This window comes from Salinimicrobium aquimaris (assembly GCF_035607535.1).
Classification (GTDB): Bacteria; Bacteroidota; Bacteroidia; order Flavobacteriales; family Flavobacteriaceae; genus Salinimicrobium.
Window position 1 is genome coordinate 804,972 of the sequence record NZ_JAYDZX010000001.1, and the last position, 17,209, is coordinate 822,180.

The following is a 17,209-nucleotide window of genomic DNA, read 5'->3' on the forward strand; positions in this document are numbered from 1 at the left end:
AGTTATGGCTTTAGAAGGAAAACACAGCTTTGGAAGCATTGGAGATACCAGAGTGAGCTTCATTGAAAAGAAGATCGAGGAAAACAGAAAAGAATTTTTGACCCGGCTCCTGGAGCACAATGGCTTTGAAGTTCTTGCTGAAGAGGAAAAAAGAAAAAACCCTGAAGATCCACAGCTGTACACCGTGGGTGTAACCGATATTACGTTCAACCCTGTAATAGGAGTTTTTGAAAGAAAGTTAAAAACATTTGAGGGTCGTAAGGTAACGCCGGCATATTGGAACCAGCTTACCGAAGAGACCAAACCGCAATACTGGCAGTAAAACCAGTTGATTTTTGTTTAAGTTTAGGTTGACCGGAAACGGTCGGGCCCCTGCAAATGCAGGGGCCTTTTTTTTAAGCTTCTTTGACAGAATTACTTTCCTGACGGTCCCCCGGGTGGAATTGGTGCCGGAACAACATTCTCTACCGGTTTGGTGCTTTGGAGGTAAACGAACATAGCCTCCAGATCTTCATCTGTAAGATGTGCAAAGTTGAACCACGGCATAGGAGGTAAAAGATCCCTGGAATTTTCCAGTCCCTTAAACTTCCCTTTGCGCATGGCGGTTTTAAATTGGTCCAGGCTCCAGTTACCTATTCCGGTTTCATCTGAAGTAATATTTGCCGAAAAAGAAGTACCCCAGGGGCCAACAGCTGCAGTAAGATCCCCGTTCATCACCATATATCCGGGAGGAAGTGTAGCAAGATCAACCTTTGGAACCTCCTGGTCCTCGGGAAATCCTGAAAGTTGCAGCCCTTCAATCTCTTCCGGACCCTTCTCCCCGAATTTTTTTGGAGAATGGCAATCTGCGCACCCAATAGTTGTCACAAGATATTCTCCCCTTTTCACTTTTTGATCCTGGGTCACTTCAGCTAAAACCGGCTCTTCAGGAACTTTTGCATAATTCTTGTCCTGGCATCCCGAAAAAAGGAAGACTAAGCAGGAGAAAAAGAAAAACACAGAAAACGAGCTCCTCACCTCCAAATCCCTAAACTTATCAATATCTTTCATAATAATTAATTTAATTGATATAAATATCTTTATATTTTTAACTTATTACAACAGAAAACGTTAAGACGTTCAAAAACTTGTTAAATTACTTCTTCATGTTAAAAAACACCAGATTAACAGTTCTTCATGTAGGTTTTTTAGGACGATTCGAGATTTACCTCCCTTTCCTTTTTTAAAGGTTTTTTTATGCTGAATTTTAGCTGTTAAAACTTTCTTAATAGGATTAATATTGCTAGACTTGCTGTTTATTAGCTAAAACCAGCATGAGCTCTAAAAAAATTGGATTTCCCCTAAAATCCGATAAACCAGTACTGGCCGGATATTTGGTTTTTCTCATCGTTTTGCTCCTGGGAGCTTTTATTTACTGGCAACGATATCGAATTCTGCATGAGGAAAGGAGCCGCGAGATGCGCGGAATCATACAGGTAATAGACAACAATATTTCCCAGGTCCTAAAAAGCAGCTATTCGGTGGCCCTTAGTCAGGCATTATTGATTGGTGACAACGGAGAGATCAATGACTTTGAGATCAAGGCAAAGCAACTTCTTGAAGCCAATCCATATCTTGATGCTATTCAACTGGTGCCGAACGGCGTGATCACCCATGTCTATCCAATGGAGGAGAACGAAGCGGCTCTCAATTACAATATCCTGCAAGATGAGACCCGCAACAAGGAAGCTTTGCGAGCTATAGAGGAGAACAGAATGTATTTTGCCGGTCCTTTTGAGCTTAAACAGGGAGGATTAGCTGTGGTAGGTAGATTGCCGGTTTTTATTGATGAAGCGTTCTGGGGATTTTCTGCCGTGATCATTAAATTTGAAAATTTTCTGAAGCATGCGGGTTTCAAAGAGCTGAACTCCAATGATTATAAGTTTCAGTTCTCCAAGGTAGATCCGGATACCGGAAATGTCACATTTTTTCTTGATGAAGATTTATCATCTGACGCTTATTCTGAAGAAATCCTTTTTACAGACGGAGACTGGAAGATTCATATAGCTCCTGAAAATGAGTTTGTTCCTTTTCTAAGTCTGCTGCCTCTAGGAGTACTCTTTTTATTTTTAGCCTTCTGGTTAAAATACCGCACCATAAAGGTCCTGAAACGCCCCGAGAAACTTCAGGCAATGGTTGATGCTCAAAACATTGAGATATTTAACAGCAATCTGCGGTTCAAGAAAATATTCAACCAGGCGGCTGTGGGAATGGCCAGAATGGACACCAGAACCGGAACCTTTATAGAAACGAATAAGCGCTTCAGAAACTTTTCGGGCTATTCGGAAAAAGAAATTATTGGCAAAAATTTTAGGGAGCTTTCTCATCCCGAAGATATTGAGGAAAACCAGAGGCTCATGCAAAAATTACTGCAGGGGGAGATCAAGGAGTATAGCCTGGAAAAAAGAGCAATTAAGAAAAATGGGACAATAGGCTGGATCAAACTGACTGTTTCTCCCCTATGGACTCCCGGCCAGGAGCCGTCTGATCATATTGCCATTATTGAAGATATTACGAAGAGCAAAGAAGCAGAATTACAACTTACGAAGTCCTACAAGGTGCTGGTAGATCAAAATGAAAGACTGGTCAATTTTTCATACATCATCTCCCACGACCTGAGGTCGCATTCCACCAACATCCAATCCATTCTGGACCTGTATGGTATGAGTGAACTTCCCGAAGAAAAGGAACACTATGTGGAACTTCTAGCTAAAGTGACAGCAAACCTCAACCAGACCTTACATCATCTCAACGAAGTAGTTTCTATTCAAAATAGCCCTAATTTGAAGAAGGAAACTCTAGACCTTCAGGAGTTTGTGAATAAGACCATAGAAAATCTTTCGATTCAAATCCGCGAAAAGAAGGCAGAAATGATCGTGGAGATCCCGGACGGGGCGAGGGTTTATTTCAATTCAGCATATTTAGAGAGCGTATTGCTCAATTTTATTTCCAATTCTTTGAGGTTCAGCGACGAGAACAGGAAGCCCGTGATTGAGATAAGGGCAATAGACAGAAATGGAAAATGGACCCTTCACATTTCGGATAACGGAATTGGAATCGACCTCGAAAAAAACATGGATAAGCTGTTTGGTCTCTATAAAACCTTTACCAACCGAAGAGACTCAAGGGGCATCGGACTTTTGATAACGAAACATCAGGTGGAAGCCATGGGTGGCGAAATTGAGGTCGAAAGCACCCCTGGATGTGGCACTACATTTAAAATCAATTTCCAGTGAAAAAGACGATCGCAGTAGTTGACGATGATGACATTTACAGAATCATCGTAAGAAAAATGATAAGCATAAGCGGCCTTTTTGAAACCGATCATTTGTTCAATGATCCTCAAATGGCATTAAAGTCTTTTAAGGAGGAAGGTGTAAAACCTGACGTTATCCTGCTGGACGTCAATATGCCGAGCCTCGATGGGTGGGAATTCCTGGATAACCTGAAGTCGTGTTGCCCCGATGTCTATCACAGTTGTGATATCTACATCGTCACCTCATCCATTTACAGCAAAGACCAGGAAAGAGCGAAGTCTTACAAAGAAGTAAAAGGTTTTATAAGTAAACCCATCAATCAGGATATCCTGAAAAAGGTGGCTTCCACGACGGCGTTTTGAGGACCGGCTTCATTCCTCAACAAGAAATTTAAGTTTGCCGGGGTCTACTTCAACTACAATTTTTTCCTTTTTATAATGCTCTACCAGGTCGTCGTCGATATGCACGTCCTTACCTTTCCATTGTAAAATGGCTTTTTTCCCCCGATAGGTTTTTGAGAGGGATCTTAACGAGTTTTCGTTTTTTCTTCCCTGGAGGACTTCCTGCAGGTACTGGATTAACAAGGCTCTGTTTTCTTCAGGAATGACCACCAGGTCAAATTTTCCGTCTCCAGGATCTGCTTCCGGTGCCAGATAGAACTGAGGTCCAATAAACTTAATGTTCAGCAATTCTACCAGGAGAAATTTATCATTTATCTTTTCATCATCTATAGTGATCTCTGCCTCTTTTGGCTCAAAATCTTTCACAATGGCAATTAAATTCATAAGGATGACCCGTAATTCCTTATCGGGATCTTCATTGTCCACTTCATTTTTTTCCATTTCCCGTATGAGTTTTGGGAAAATGCCAAATCCCATTCCCTCAATGAAAAAATCAGAAGACTCGATTCCTGATACCTTACCAATATCAAAACTTTTTACCTGCTTTTTCTTCTTCAGGTTTTGGCTGTTTACTTCTGAAGGAATCTCAAGGGTATGGGCAATATTGTTGGCAGTTCCAAAAGGGAGGATCTGAACAGGAATTGCTGAAGCTCCTGTTCTTTTGGACATGAGAAGGCTCTGTGCCAGGTTTTGAACAGTACCATCTCCTCCTGCCACAAAAACGATCTCGGGATCCTTTGTAGTAAATTCCTGCCAGCCCGGTTGATTTGTAGAAAAATATGTGATATCATAATCTGCAGATGCTATCATGTCCATCAATTCTGCTTTATCATGCTCCCCGGAACCTGCTGTAGGGTTGTGGATAAGGACGGCCTTCTTCATGCTATAAACTTTTCCTTAAAATTAAGCAGGGAACAACACTTCAAGATGCTTCTTAACATAGACTTATAATTCTGTTCTATACTTTTTTCTCAAAGTTTTGTATTTTAAAAACTGAATGTTATAAAGTAGAGACTCATGAAAATCCTTGTAACTAATGACGACGGAATTTATAGCCCCGGCCTCTCCTGCCTGGCTAAATGCGCTTCAAAATATGGAGATGTGATCGTAATGGCACCCGATGTGGAACAGTCATCTATGGGGCAGGCGATCACTTCGGCCAAACCTATTACCTATAAAAAATCCCCAATACATTTCGAAGGTATGGATGCTTTTCGCGTTAGTGGAACTCCGGCCGATTGTGTAGCGCTTGGCACCCATCTGTTCGATGATATTGATATCGTTCTTTCTGGAATAAATATTGGTTCCAACCTTGGAAACTCGGCCTGGCATTCCGGAACCTTATCTGCTGCACGCCAGGCTGTGCTATTCGGAATTCGTGGAGTTGCCCTGAGTGTCTCGGTAGGAGAAAATGAACCCGATTTCGAAGCACTCGAATCTTTTGTTGAAGATTCCTTAAAAGAGGTGATGCACGAATCAAGTATGGAGCTTCTTAATATTAACTTTCCAAGAAAACCTCACGGAGAAATCGCCTGGACCTTTCAGTCGGTTCGCCACTACGACGGAAAAGTGATTCAGCAGGAAGACCCTATGGGGCGTGACCATTACTGGTTCACTGTATTCCCCATTGAAGAAGTTGAAGAGGGGACCGACAGGTGGGCTGTCAAAAATGGCAAAACCAGTATCACTCCAATGATCCTGGACCTTACCGACAGAAAAATACTGAATTCCAAAAATGGCAAATCCCGGTAGAATTTTTAATCCAGGTTTACCGGAATAATACCTAAACTTCTGAAGAGTTCCGCTTTGGCAACGAGGTACTTTACAAGGATCTGATTTTGCTTTAGCTGAGCTTCTATTAGTTTATTTTCCCTGGTATTGATGAGAAAAAGAGAACTTTCTCCAAAACTGAATTTCCTCTCCTCGGCCTGTAGAAGACGTTGATAATTTTCAACCATTTCTTCTGTGATATTTACCTGGTCAACGTAAGACTCCAGCTCCTGCAGCAGTGCCTCAACCTTATTATCTATTTGTCGCCTGCTTAGTTCAAGCTCAAGAGAAGCGTCTTCAAGTTTATATTTGGCCAGCTTGAGCTCGCCCCTCTCCTTTCTCAGAAAAAGAGGAAAACTGAACTTTACCCCGGCCTTGTAATTGGATGTATCAAAATTATCGACCAGTTCGGGTTCAGGAGTTAGGAAATTGTACTCCAGGTCAACTTTAGGAAGCAGGTTGTTTATCTTAAGCCTGCGTTCAATCCTAAGAGCCTGTAGCTTTGCCTGTAATGCCTGTAGTTTGGGATGCTCATTCAAAACAAAGCCATCTAACCAATCCTCTATTTCTTCATGAAATATTTCCGTTCCGTCCAGGATGTCTTCAGGAAAAATTTCCGGCTGAAGTTCAACAGGCACCTTGTTTTCCAGCCAAAGAAAATTTGAAACTTCAAGCCTCTGCTTCAGTAATTTTACACGGGTTTGCTCCAGCTCCAACCTTCTGTCCTGCAAAGTAATACCTGCCTCTACAGTATCAATAGCCGGGATCTCCCCTGCAGCTGCGCTACGACTAATGCCTTGATACCGCTGTCTTGCATTAATCACAAACTCATTATAAACTTCCATTTCCCGATGCAACTGTGCCCACTGCAGATAAGCAACAGCAGCCTCATAAAGTACCTCACTTATTAGGAGATCCCGTTCTGCCGCAGCCTCATCCATCAAAGCCCTTGCCGAACGCAGAACTGCCCGTCTTTTATCTATAATAAGACCCTGGGCAGCAGAAAGTGAGACCCCGGCGCTAAAAAGACCTTCCGGAGGGACTGTTCTTTCAGGATTTAAGTAGACTCCTTCGGTTTGATCAAAACCCGCTTTCAATTCTATGCCATACCAGGTAGGTATCTTAAAAGTGGAATTTAAAATGTCGTAGTATTCTGTTCCTTTAAATTCTTTTCGGGCGTAATCGACTTCCAGTTTAGGATCAAATGCTCCCCGGGCTCTCAGTAATTCGGCCTCTCCCATTTCCAACTGGAGATTTGCCTGCCGCGCTACGGGATGATATTGCTTTACGTAAGCAAGGTATTCAGTAAAACCAAGCACCTGCTGGGGAGACTCCTGTGCTAGCATGAAAAAGGATTGAAACAGTAGTATTAACGTCAGCTGATATCTCATTTCGCTTTTGGCTCTTGGTTTTCAACAACAATTTCAGGCTCGTAATAATCGGGAGGAAAACCATTGAGATTTCGCCATATCTCGTACCAGATGGGAACCTCATCAAGCAATGCCAAAGTGGTAGCTCCCGATCCTATTCGCACTCCTTTTGGCCAAGGTTCATCCTCAGGATCGGGTGCGAGGAGTACGCGGTATTTCCCGTTTCCACTTATGAAATTGTCCACGGCAACAATTCGGGCACCATAGGTACCATAAGAAAGATTCTCCCATCCGTTAAAAACTATGGACGGCCAGCCTTCAAATTGCACCCGTACCCTTTCTCCCCGGTGCAGAAGAGGAACATCCATTGGTCTCACGTAGGTCTCTACAGCCAATTCAAAATCGGCCGGCATGATCTCAACCAGCCTTTCCCCTTCTTTAAAAGTTTCACCTAATCCCGCCTTAAGAGCTTTATTAATATAGCCTTTTTGAGGCGCCAGAACATAATACATCTCATTTCGGATAGCGTAATTGCTATATTCGTTCTGTAATTTACTCACCTGCGCCACAGCGTCATATTGATTGGAGCGTGCAGTTTGCAACTCACTCTGGGCTTTAGAGACTTTATCGCTGTATTCGGCTCCGATCCTGTTGATCTCAATTTCGGCATTAATCACTTCATTTTGGCTGGCAAGTAATTTATTCTCCTGGGAGATGAGTTTTGCGCGCGCTTCCTGTAATTTCTGTCGTTTCTCCTCTACATCGGGTAAGGCCTTTAGACCTTCCTCCTGCAATTGTTGTGTACGTTCATATTGCGCCTGTGCGATCTCGAGATTTGCCTGTACCGCCTGGAGATCTATACTGTCACTTTCAACTTTTAACCTTGCCTGCCGCAGTTTATTCAAAGCCTGCTGTTCCTTTAAAGCCCTTTCATTTGACAATGCTGCCATTTGATCTGTAAGCGCCTGTATCTTTCCACTATAGGAATCCACAGAACCCGATTTCGCATTCAACTGCTCGGCTGTACGCTCTACCAGTAAAGGATCAAAATACTCCCCCTTTACTTCGGAAATATGCAGAATGGTATCTCCTTTCTGGACAAACTCGCCTTCCTGAACGTACCACTTTTCGATCTTTCCGGGAATTGGAGATTGAATTGTTTGCGGCCTGTGCTCGGGCATTAAAGTAGTCACATAGCCCTTCCCGGATACGTTCTGTGTCCAGGGAAGAAAAAGGATGATCAACAGAACAATAGTAGCACCAAGTAGAAACCTGTTGAAGTACTTGTAGTGTCTTTTGTGAATCGCCTTCTTTCCGGCCTCAAATTGTTCGAGGTCCAGCTTGTTTTCCAACGAATATTTCGAGATGTTAAGCATGCTGTAATTCTATAGTATCTTTAATCCTTCCACTCTCCAGAACTATTTTCCTGGTACATATCTTTTCCCAAATCTCATTCCTGCTGGCTACAAGTAGGGAGCACTCCTGCCGCTCTTTTGAAAAATAATCTACAAGCCTCGAGGCTTCTTCCTTGTCGAACAATTCAAGCGGTTCCTTAAGGATCAAAAGGTCTGGTTTTTTCAGAATTGCTCTTGCCAGGATGATCTTCTTGCGCTCAAGGTTCGAAATGAATTTACCTTCAGGATAAATTATACTTTTAAGGCCATTAGACTGCTGTCTCAAAAATTGAGAAAGCCCAACCACCTTAATAATTTCATGCACCTCCTTCTCGGTTACTGAAGGGTTACTGAAGGTTAGATTTTCAAGAAGAGTGCCTTCAAATGGTACCTCCTCGGGAAAGAAAACTCCCACCCGGCTCCGGAATTCATTTATTTTTAAACTTTTAATTGAAAGATCATTAACATATACATTGCCCGAAGAGGGCTCTGTAATTCCAGCAATCAGCTTTAAAAGGCTGCTTCTTCCACTCCCGGTATTACCGTCGATCATAATTTTTTCGCCCGGCTCTATCTTCAGGTCAATGTCCTTCAGGATAGACATATTGGTGTCTTCAGCATTATAATCAACGTCTGATAATTCAATTGTAAGTGGATCTCCTGCAAACAGGACGTTTTCAGCCTCCTGTGTTTCAATTTTCATATCCAGTACCTCTCCCAGCTTTTCCAGAGAAGTAAGGACGTCATAGATCGAATCCAAACCTTTCGTAAGCTTTTCCACAGATCCCATGATCAAAAGAATGATGATTTCTGCAGCTACGAATTGACCTATGTTCATTTCCTGGTTTAGCACAAGAAGGCCTCCAACGGCTAGTAAACCACCGGTGACCAAAACCTTAAAAACAATCATTTTAATGTACTGGATCTTAAGGATCCCGAAATGTCCCTCCCGCGCTGTCAAATATTTTGTTGTGTATTTGTCATTTTTGGCAAGTGAAAGATTTGTACTGCCCGAGAGTTTAAAACTTAACAATGATCTGGCTATCTCCTGCAGCCAGTGAGCAACCTTATATTTGCCTTTTGATTCGTCAAGACTGGTCTCCATTCCCTTGCGGGCGGTAAATTTGAACACGAGGTAGATCAAGCCAACGAGGAGTAATCCAAAAATGATAAAAAGAGGGTGATATAGGGACAGCAGGATTAGCCCGAACAGGATCTGGATAAGCGCTGCAGGAAAATCCAGTAATAGCTTGGAAACCCCTTTTTGCACGGTAAGTATGTCAAAAAACCTGTTCGCCTGTTCCGGCGGATAAGAATTTTTGAACTCATTCATTTTTATCTTCGGAAAGCGGTAAGCAAATTCAAAAGAACCTCTTGTAAAGATCTTCTGCTGAATATTTTCAACTATTCGTATTTGCATAAGTTCAAGAACACCCACAAAACCAACGGCCAGAGTAACAAGTATCACTAAAATAATCCACGAGGTACTCACTCTCCCCCCCTGGATGAAATTTATAATAGCCTGAATTCCCAGGGGCACCGAAAGATTCAGAAGTCCGGCGAAAATAGCATAGTAAAATGTTTGTAAAATGTCCCTACGATCCAGAGAGAGCAGTCTGTATAACCGGCCCAATGGTGAAATTTCAGCTTTAGCCATTCTTGTCAGATTTTAAGATCCTGTTTATCATATGAATAAAATAATCCGAAGGAGAAACTTCTGCGCTACATTCTGTAAGGGCAGAAAAATGCTCTTTTAAGAAATGCTGATGTAGAGATCCTTCCAGGATTGTACTTGCCAAAGACGAGGGATATAGATAATCTGGATCTACATCGATTATCAACTCTTTTAATCTTAGGACAAGCCTGTTATAGACTGCAAAAAAGCCTTCTTTGATCTCCTTCTCCACCTCTTTTGTAAGATAAGATTTTGAAAATTCATTAACAACTACCCTGTTAAGAACCACTTCATCCACGTGAGACACGAAAGTATCCTTCTCCACCTGTCTCGTTAGGACATGTACCGCCTTTTCAAGTTTCACCCGGGGGTCGGGGATGTTTGCTGTAGAAAATACCAGTTGATACTCCTTCCATCCCCAATACCAGGAAGCCAGGTATAACAGGAGTTTGTGTTTGTTCTCGAAGTAACGGTAAACAGAACTTTCATTGGAATTTATTTCCTTTCCCAGCTTCTTAAAGGTGAATTGCTCAAATCCCGTTTTATCGATGAGCAAAATGCTATTTTGGACGATCCTCTTTCCAAGATCTGATGATTCGGGATCCTTTAAGAACAAGTTCTTATTGATCTCTATCTTAATTTGAGAAAGTAACTGCTTCATAAGCTGAAAATCTAAAGACGCAAAATTAATAGTTTTACTATTAATTCAGAAAGTTTAACTTTCTTTTTAGAGTGGACTATTATCAACTACTTTGCCAAAAACTGAAGACAAATGCTTGAAAGGAAAACACCGTTAGTTGTCAGAGAGGAAAAATTACTTTCTAGAGTACACTCTTAGGAAGAGAACATTCTCAAAAAGTTTATGATGATTAAAAAATGGAATTAGTGTCCACAAATTTGTGGTTCACTAGAGAAGCCTTAGAGGTTAAAAATCTTACCAGCAGGAAAGAAAGTACCGGAAACAGCACCACCTGGTATAGCAATGAAACAATACTACCAAAAATTCCGATCTCATTTTCAGAAGAAGAGATTAGAAATTGATCTTCGGGTAAAAGTCCTTGTGAAAAGATGACAATAGTGACATAGTTCCATCCAAGATGTAAGCCAATGGGTAGATAGAGCGACCTGGTCATGTTGTAGGCATATGCGAAGACAACGCCACCCGTTCCCGTTATTATAAAGGTGTAGATCATTTGAACCAGATCTCCGAAGACGTTATAAGAGAACCAGTGGTAGATCCCGAAAACAGTAGCGGATAGAAAAACTCCTCTAAACTTGCCCAGGTATTTTAATGCCAAAAACAACAGCGCTCCCCTAAAAAGAAGTTCCTCATACAATACAGATCGTAGCGTCCACCAGGATCCTTTAAGAAAATCCAAAAAAGAAAAATTGGAGTTGATCGTAACCCTTGCTTTTAGCACCAGAAGAAGCACAAGAAAGTATACTGCAGCTAATACTGCCGTGAGCAGAAAACCTGAAAAGAACTGGCGGCTCCTTTTCGGTGTGGGGAACAATCCAAGCACCTTAAAACTATCTCCTGATAATTTGAGAATGCCCCAGGAGCTTAATAACAACAGAAGATCGCCAAGAATATTTAAAGATTATTAGAGGTCTAAAATTACTCATTCCGATATAGTAATTTTTCTCAATGGTACCCCCGCAATCATATGACATTGATGTTTTACACTTACTCTTTGGTGACGTAGCCACACACCGAAATAGTTTCTCAAAAATGCTATTTTTGAGACCTGTCGTGTAAATGGCGTATTAATGGCATAAAGGAAACCGGAGAGATTAACCTATAATGAAAATTGAAAGGCAAAAATTGGCTGCAGTAGTCCGCGAGAAAAGAGAATCACACGGATATACTCAAACAGACCTATCGGAAAGAACCGGAATTAGTCTACGCTCAATTCAGCGGATAGAAAAAGCTGAAGTCTTGCCCCGACCTTTCACCATTAAGGCCCTGGCGTCGGTATTAGATTTTTCAGTTCTTGAAATTAAAAGCGAAGATCCTGAAGGCAAAGATTCCGGGAGCGTCAAAAAAGTGAAAAAGATCATAGTTTCAGCTGTTTCCCCTCTCATAATATTTTTGCTCGCCTTTGCTTTTCTGGTTCAATCTCCAGAATTTCCGGAAAGCACTTTTGAGGCTGCCTTGTTCTGGGCAGCAGTGGTTTTCATTATTGGACTTGTGCAATGGGTAATCTGGGTGAGCAAAGGACAACAGGATCGAATTTAGTACCACAACTATTAAGTTACTCCTAATCAGAACCTTTTCCAGCATTTTTAAATCTGGTTTTTTCTTTGGTGAACTTTCGGCTTAAAAAAAACATTAAATGCCTTAAGAAAGTAAAGTTCTTTCCTATATTTGCAGCCGCTCAATTAGTTTAATGTTTAATGTTTAATGTTTAAGGTTTAAGGTTTAAGATTTAAGGTTTAAGGCTTAAGATTTAAGGTTTAAGATTTAAGGTTTGAGGTTTAAGGTTTATGACTAATTGGGAATTTGTCAATTGTATTTTGAAAATTGTCAGCGTAAGCTGAACTCGGGGTGTAGCGTAGCCCGGTTATCGCGCCTGCTTTGGGAGCAGGAGGCCGCAGGTTCGAATCCTGCCACCCCGACAAAACAAAGCCTTGCACGAAAGTGCAGGGTTTTTTTGTTGGACTGAGGCGTGAGCTTGCTCACAAGTCGAAAGGACAACAAAAAAGACCCAGCAGGCGATAGCCTGCAGGCTTTGTTTTAGTTCCACTCCTTCAGGATCACCGACCGCAGGGAGGTAATCTGCCACCCCGACAAAACAAAGCCTTGCACGAAAGTGCAGGGTTTTTTTGTTGGACTGAGGCGTGAGCTTGCTCACAAGTCGAAAGGACAACAAAAAAGACCCAGCAGGTGATAGCCTGCAGGCTTTGTTTTAGTTCCACTCCTTCAGGATCACCGACCGCAGGGAGGAAATTTGGCCACCCCGACAAAACAAAGCCTTACACGAAAGTGCAGGGCTTTTTATTGGCCTAAGGCGTGAGCTTGCTCACAAGCGGAACGGACAACAAAAAAGATCCAGCAGGCGCTAGCCTGCAGCCTTTGTTAGAGTTCCTCTCCTACGAACCACTTAATCCTTTCAATAAACAGCTATTCCAGCGCCGGAAAAACTCTCGGTTAAAGTCTTCGATCCTATGCATCGAGCCAGTCTTCTCCCGATTAATGGTCAGGAAAATCAGATGAAATACCAGAGGTTTGATATTTTTATCTATTTTTGGATAAATTTAACATTAACTGATTTTGTTGATCTCCTCCTTGTTCTGTATAAAAAGTGCCATTAAAGTATCCCTCTATAGCTACAGAAAAGAAGAAAATGGATGACAAAAAGTGCTGGTATGGAAATAAAGAGTATCAATAAAAAAACATCCGTATATCCTACATTACCCTTCAACTACAAGAACCCTGAAAAAAAAGAACAATGGAATGTTTTTCAAATTCTGCTACAGGATAAGAAACTATTCGATGCCGTGCAAAATAGAGCGCTACAGGGCTATGTTCTTTTCTACCCCAATAATCCTGAAGATAAATGGTTGAGTCCAACGTTATACCAAACTTTAGATCTAATTAATAAGCCCAACGAGGTTTATCAATGGAGCAAAATTGTAGATAATGAAGATATGAAGGTCTTAGATGATCTTTTAAAGCTTCAGAACTATAGAAACAGGGAGTGTTATGGAATCATCAGGTTAAGGCACTCCAGAGGTTATGTTATAACCATGGATTATTCCTCCTATTATACAAAGGATGAAGCTGGTGAAGATTTAATTGTTCTGGCCTTCCGCAGAAAACATTTTCGGCCGGGAGAAACTTGTGAACTCGATTTCGATAGAGAAAGAACGGAAAATGATCGAATAAACCGGGAAATTTTTGAGGGAAGCTTCAAAAATGCAGCTATTGGAATGGCCTTATTAGATCCAACAGGCCGCTGGCTTGAGGTGAATACAAGGCTTTGCGAAATAGTGGGTTATCAACCTGAGGAATTGCGGGAACTTACTTTCCAGGACATAACACATCCCGATGATCTGGAAGCTGATCTCTCCCTTCTCAAAGAACTTGTAGAAGGTAAACGAGGTCATTACCAGATGGAAAAGAGGTATTTCCACAAGAATGGAAGTATTATTCATATCATACTTTCAGTTTCTCTTGTTCGTAATTCAGTTGGAGAGCCTCTATATTTCATTTCACAAATTACCGATGTCACCTCCCTCAAAGAAACACAAAAGGCGTTGGGAAAGGCATTAGATGACCTGGAGAACATACTGGAAGCGAGTTCACGGGTGAGTATCATTGGGTTTGACAGAAAGGGAGTGATATCTTCATTTAACAAGGGTGCAGAAAATTTATTGGAGTATTCAAAAGAAGACGTAATTGGAAAATTACCCTATGCTATACTACACCTGGAGCAAGAAATTGAGGAAAGAAAACAAGAACTGGAAAATTTTACCAACAAAAGCTGCGAACCTGCCGATATCCTCAAGTTCCTTGCAGATCATGGATTACCTCATACTAAAGAATGGAAATTTAGAACCAATAGTGGAAAGTTAATCCCGGTACAGGTAACCATCACTCCAATTAAAAAGAATAATCAAATAACAGGTTATCTCTCGGTCGCGACAGATATTAAAGAGTTAAAGAGGGCTCAAAAGGAAATTGCTTCTATACTTCATATCACTCAAGAACAGAATGATCGGTTAAAGAACTTTGCAAATATTGTCTCCCACAACCTGAGAAATCATTCCGCAAATTTTAAGAATTTACTAAACCTTTATCTCGATGAAGTTCCGGAACAGGGTGGAAATGAGATGGTTCAGATGCTTCTCCTGGCATCGGGGCAATTAGAGGAAACGGTCTTTGATCTTGAAAAGATAGTTACTTCAAACAAGTCAACCTATGAAGATCTTGAAAGCTTGAACCTCCATAGTGCAGTGGAAAAAGCAGTTTCTTCTGTTCATCCTGTTCTTTCGGAAACCGGGACAAGTATAACTAATGACACTCCCAAACATCTGGAGGTCATAGCCTTACCCGCCTATCTCGACAGTATAATATTAAACCTCATCACTAACGCCATCAAGTACAGAGAAAACAGTAGAAAATCTTTCATAAGATTTTCTGCCGTACAGGATGCTGGTAAGGTAGTTATGAAAATCGAAGATAATGGCAAAGGGATAGATTTACAGAAATTTGGAGATAAGATCTTTGGGATGTACAAAACCTTTCACGGGAACGAAGATGCAAGAGGCATAGGGCTTTTTATCACCAAAAACCAAGTGGAAACAATGGGTGGAAGAATTTCCGTTTCCAGTGAAGTAGGAAAGGGAACTGTATTTGAAGTTATTCTAAAACAAGAAAAATAATACTCCCCTACCTGAAGCCCGCCGGCAGGGAAAACATCCAGGGTTTAAAAGACACTTCCGCATTTCCTTTAAGATACTCTAGTCAGACCCTTTACCCTTTAGAGCTTGCTCCGCTAAATTATAATCGTATGGCTGATTTTGTTTTTCGATTCAAATTAAGTTATTCAACGGTGAAAATTTGGTGAATGAAAACCGGAGTTCCGCTTGCTGTAAATCCTTCCAGCACAACTTCAAATGCGCCATCGACATCTGAAGTAAAAAAGCTAATCTCCTCCTCTGTTCTAAACGAAGGCAAATGCGGTTTCCACAAAAGTTGATAACGATAATCGGGTATCCTATTGTTTCTATTCTCCTCGTTGTAAACCTGCTGAAAATACTTCTTGGCGATCTCGGGATGCTCCAAGTCGATCTTCAATGAATTTGAAGGCTGGAATTGTTCGGGGAAATCCCCATCTATTGTCTCAACTAGAATGGCACCTTGATAGATCTCAGGTCCCAGATAGATCTTGTCCCTTATGATCTTTATGGTTTGGATTCTCCGTGAATCGTAATTGATCAAAGCCGAGTGGTCCTGAAGCAAGAGGCCATCGACCATCACCAGTGGTTTTAGACGCATTGCCAGATGACCTATCAAGCCGCGGACTTCAAAAACACGCTTGTCCCGTCCTTCTTTCCTTACCCAGGCAGATTTAATGATTTCAACGAAAGTCTCGGGTACTCCTTTGAACCGTGTATAATCATCAAGATCGTAAGTTTCAACGATACTTTCAGGGAAGGTCACTTCCTCCTGAACGGGTGCAAGAGTATCGGGCTTAACAGAGAAATAGGCATTTTCTATCTGATTATAGAGACTCCTTTCCACGATCTCATTCTCCATATCTGGAGTGATGAAATAATCGGGAAAATCGAAACTTGTCATGGCCAGTCCTTCATTTGTTTCAATTCTAATCTCCATTTCGCGTCCAGTCTCTCCCAGTATTTCAAGGACTCCATCTTCATCCCGCAATTCCCTGTCCAGGTTAAAAAAGAATTGTCCATTTTGATTGGTGACCGCTATTTGCGCAAAACCTTTATTTGAGGGAATAGATAAGGCTACCTTTACATTCTCTACTGCTGCTGCATTGGCAGAAAGTACGCTTCCGCTCACCAATTGTCCCCGAAGTTCTGGTAAGAATACTTCTTGAGAACTGTTCATTTGATTAGCTTCAAATCTTTTCTCCAATACCTTTGCAGGAGCACTCTTTTGAGGAGCAGGTAAACCTCCTACTTTTCTCACGGAAAGCGAGTATCTCCCTGCAGCAGCATCTGCATCTTTGCTGTTCAACTCTATTCTCACCTGTTCCCTGTTGGTAAACTTGTGGTTGTTCAGTTTTAGCTCAACTGCATCTCTTTGCTCCTTTTCAGCCACTGTAGTCCCAGAGAATAGTGTTGAAGATATCCCGGAATCTGCGGAAGAATCAAGTAATTTTTTCTGATTTCCCTGATAGGGATTGATAACCACAAGATCCCCTTCAAAAAAGGCATTTTCGAAATTCTTCATCCAGTTGGTATAGGCAACCAATTTATATGTTCCCGAAGGAGTATCTGTCGGTATGAAAAAATCTGCACTTCCCCTCCCGTTTTCCAGTTTAACCTTTTGACTAAAGATAGTTTCATTGCCTTCCCCAATCATTTCCACATAGGCTATCTTACTAAATTGAGATGCCTCGCCGGAGTCATTCTTTAGGCTGTATACGCTGTAAAGGAAATATTCCCCGGGAAAAAGCAAGGAAGTGTTGTAGTGCAGGTAGATCCTCTCCCCTAAAGAGGTTTCAGATAAACCTTTGGCCAAAAGAGATTTTTCTGCAGCTTGTCCCTTAGCCTCCGAAGAAAGGAAGAGGCAGAAAAGTGTAAGTATTGTGAATAATATTTTCAT

General features: G+C 41.5%; 15 protein-coding genes and 1 tRNA gene. 8 read left to right on the forward strand and 8 right to left on the reverse strand.

Annotated features, from left to right (window positions below; translation table 11 throughout):
- The first annotated feature begins 4 nt into the window (after window positions 1-4).
- Window positions 5-322, forward strand: a complete 318-nt coding sequence (locus VR862_RS03680; protein ID WP_324719594.1) for a hypothetical protein — start codon at window positions 5-7, stop codon at window positions 320-322.
- A gap of 92 nt (window positions 323-414) precedes the next feature.
- Here VR862_RS03680 and VR862_RS03685 read toward each other — a convergent pair whose 3' ends face one another.
- Window positions 415-1,050 carry a diheme cytochrome c-553 gene (locus VR862_RS03685; RefSeq protein WP_324719595.1) on the reverse strand — a complete coding sequence of 212 codons (636 nt, stop codon included), beginning with the start codon at window positions 1,048-1,050 and terminating at the stop codon, window positions 415-417.
- A gap of 263 nt (window positions 1,051-1,313) precedes the next feature.
- Between VR862_RS03685 and VR862_RS03690 the strand changes: the two genes are divergently transcribed.
- Together VR862_RS03690 and VR862_RS03695 are read left to right on the forward strand one after the other, a co-directional pair.
- Window positions 1,314-3,275 carry a PAS domain S-box protein gene (locus tag VR862_RS03690; protein ID WP_324719596.1) on the forward strand — a complete coding sequence of 654 codons (1,962 nt, stop codon included), beginning with the start codon at window positions 1,314-1,316 and terminating at the stop codon, window positions 3,273-3,275.
- Window positions 3,272-3,658 (forward strand): response regulator, encoded by a 387-nt coding sequence (locus VR862_RS03695; RefSeq protein WP_324719597.1) that lies wholly within the window; start codon window positions 3,272-3,274, stop codon window positions 3,656-3,658. Before VR862_RS03690 ends, VR862_RS03695 begins: the two co-directional genes overlap by 4 nt.
- A gap of 9 nt (window positions 3,659-3,667) precedes the next feature.
- On the opposite strand, the gene VR862_RS03700 is transcribed toward VR862_RS03695, so the two are convergent.
- Entirely contained in the window at window positions 3,668-4,579 is a 912-nt protein-coding gene (locus tag VR862_RS03700) for a diacylglycerol/lipid kinase family protein (protein WP_324719598.1), read from the reverse strand.
- A 135-nt stretch (window positions 4,580-4,714) separates the two neighbouring features.
- Here VR862_RS03700 and surE point away from each other — a divergent pair, with 135 nt between their 5' ends.
- Window positions 4,715-5,449: a 5'/3'-nucleotidase SurE gene (surE, locus tag VR862_RS03705; RefSeq protein WP_324719599.1), complete on the forward strand. Its 735-nt coding sequence runs from the start codon at window positions 4,715-4,717 to the stop codon at window positions 5,447-5,449.
- Window positions 5,450-5,454: 5 nt separating this feature from the next.
- Here the strand turns inward: surE and VR862_RS03710 are convergent, their stop codons facing one another.
- The 5 genes from VR862_RS03710 to VR862_RS03730 all read right to left on the reverse strand — a co-directional run bounded on the left by VR862_RS03710 (window position 5,455) and on the right by VR862_RS03730 (window position 11,285).
- Window positions 5,455-6,813: a TolC family protein gene (locus VR862_RS03710; RefSeq protein ID WP_324719600.1), complete on the reverse strand. Its 1,359-nt coding sequence runs from the start codon at window positions 6,811-6,813 to the stop codon at window positions 5,455-5,457.
- A 41-nt stretch (window positions 6,814-6,854) separates the two neighbouring features.
- Entirely contained in the window at window positions 6,855-8,213 is a 1,359-nt protein-coding gene (locus tag VR862_RS03715; protein WP_324719601.1) for an HlyD family secretion protein, read from the reverse strand.
- Window positions 8,206-9,888, reverse strand: a complete 1,683-nt coding sequence (locus tag VR862_RS03720) for a peptidase domain-containing ABC transporter (protein WP_324719602.1) — start codon at window positions 9,886-9,888, stop codon at window positions 8,206-8,208. Before VR862_RS03720 ends, VR862_RS03715 begins: the two co-directional genes overlap by 8 nt.
- Complete coding sequence (locus VR862_RS03725) at window positions 9,881-10,567, reverse strand: TetR/AcrR family transcriptional regulator (RefSeq protein WP_324719603.1); 687 nt, start codon at window positions 10,565-10,567, stop codon at window positions 9,881-9,883. Before VR862_RS03725 ends, VR862_RS03720 begins: the two co-directional genes overlap by 8 nt.
- A gap of 208 nt (window positions 10,568-10,775) precedes the next feature.
- Complete coding sequence (locus VR862_RS03730; RefSeq protein WP_324719604.1) at window positions 10,776-11,285, reverse strand: CPBP family intramembrane glutamic endopeptidase; 510 nt, start codon at window positions 11,283-11,285, stop codon at window positions 10,776-10,778.
- Window positions 11,286-11,295: 10 nt separating this feature from the next.
- On the opposite strand from VR862_RS03730, the gene VR862_RS03735 reads away from it, so the two are divergent.
- The 4 genes from VR862_RS03735 (at window position 11,296) to VR862_RS03750 (ending at window position 15,294) form a co-directional block, all read left to right on the forward strand.
- The gene (locus tag VR862_RS03735; protein WP_324719605.1) at window positions 11,296-11,514 is read left to right on the forward strand and encodes a hypothetical protein; all 219 of its coding nucleotides are present in this window, start codon (window positions 11,296-11,298) and stop codon (window positions 11,512-11,514) included.
- Window positions 11,515-11,710: 196 nt separating this feature from the next.
- Window positions 11,711-12,145 (forward strand): helix-turn-helix domain-containing protein, encoded by a 435-nt coding sequence (locus VR862_RS03740; protein ID WP_324719606.1) that lies wholly within the window; start codon window positions 11,711-11,713, stop codon window positions 12,143-12,145.
- A gap of 305 nt (window positions 12,146-12,450) precedes the next feature.
- Window positions 12,451-12,525: transfer RNA gene (locus VR862_RS03745), tRNA-Pro, on the forward strand.
- A gap of 750 nt (window positions 12,526-13,275) precedes the next feature.
- On the forward strand, window positions 13,276-15,294 hold the full coding sequence (locus VR862_RS03750; RefSeq protein ID WP_324719607.1) for a PAS domain S-box protein: 2,019 nt from the start codon (window positions 13,276-13,278) through the stop codon (window positions 15,292-15,294).
- Between the two features lie 160 nt (window positions 15,295-15,454).
- On the opposite strand, the gene VR862_RS03755 is transcribed toward VR862_RS03750, so the two are convergent.
- On the reverse strand, window positions 15,455-17,209 hold the full coding sequence (locus VR862_RS03755; RefSeq protein ID WP_324719608.1) for a hypothetical protein: 1,755 nt from the start codon (window positions 17,207-17,209) through the stop codon (window positions 15,455-15,457).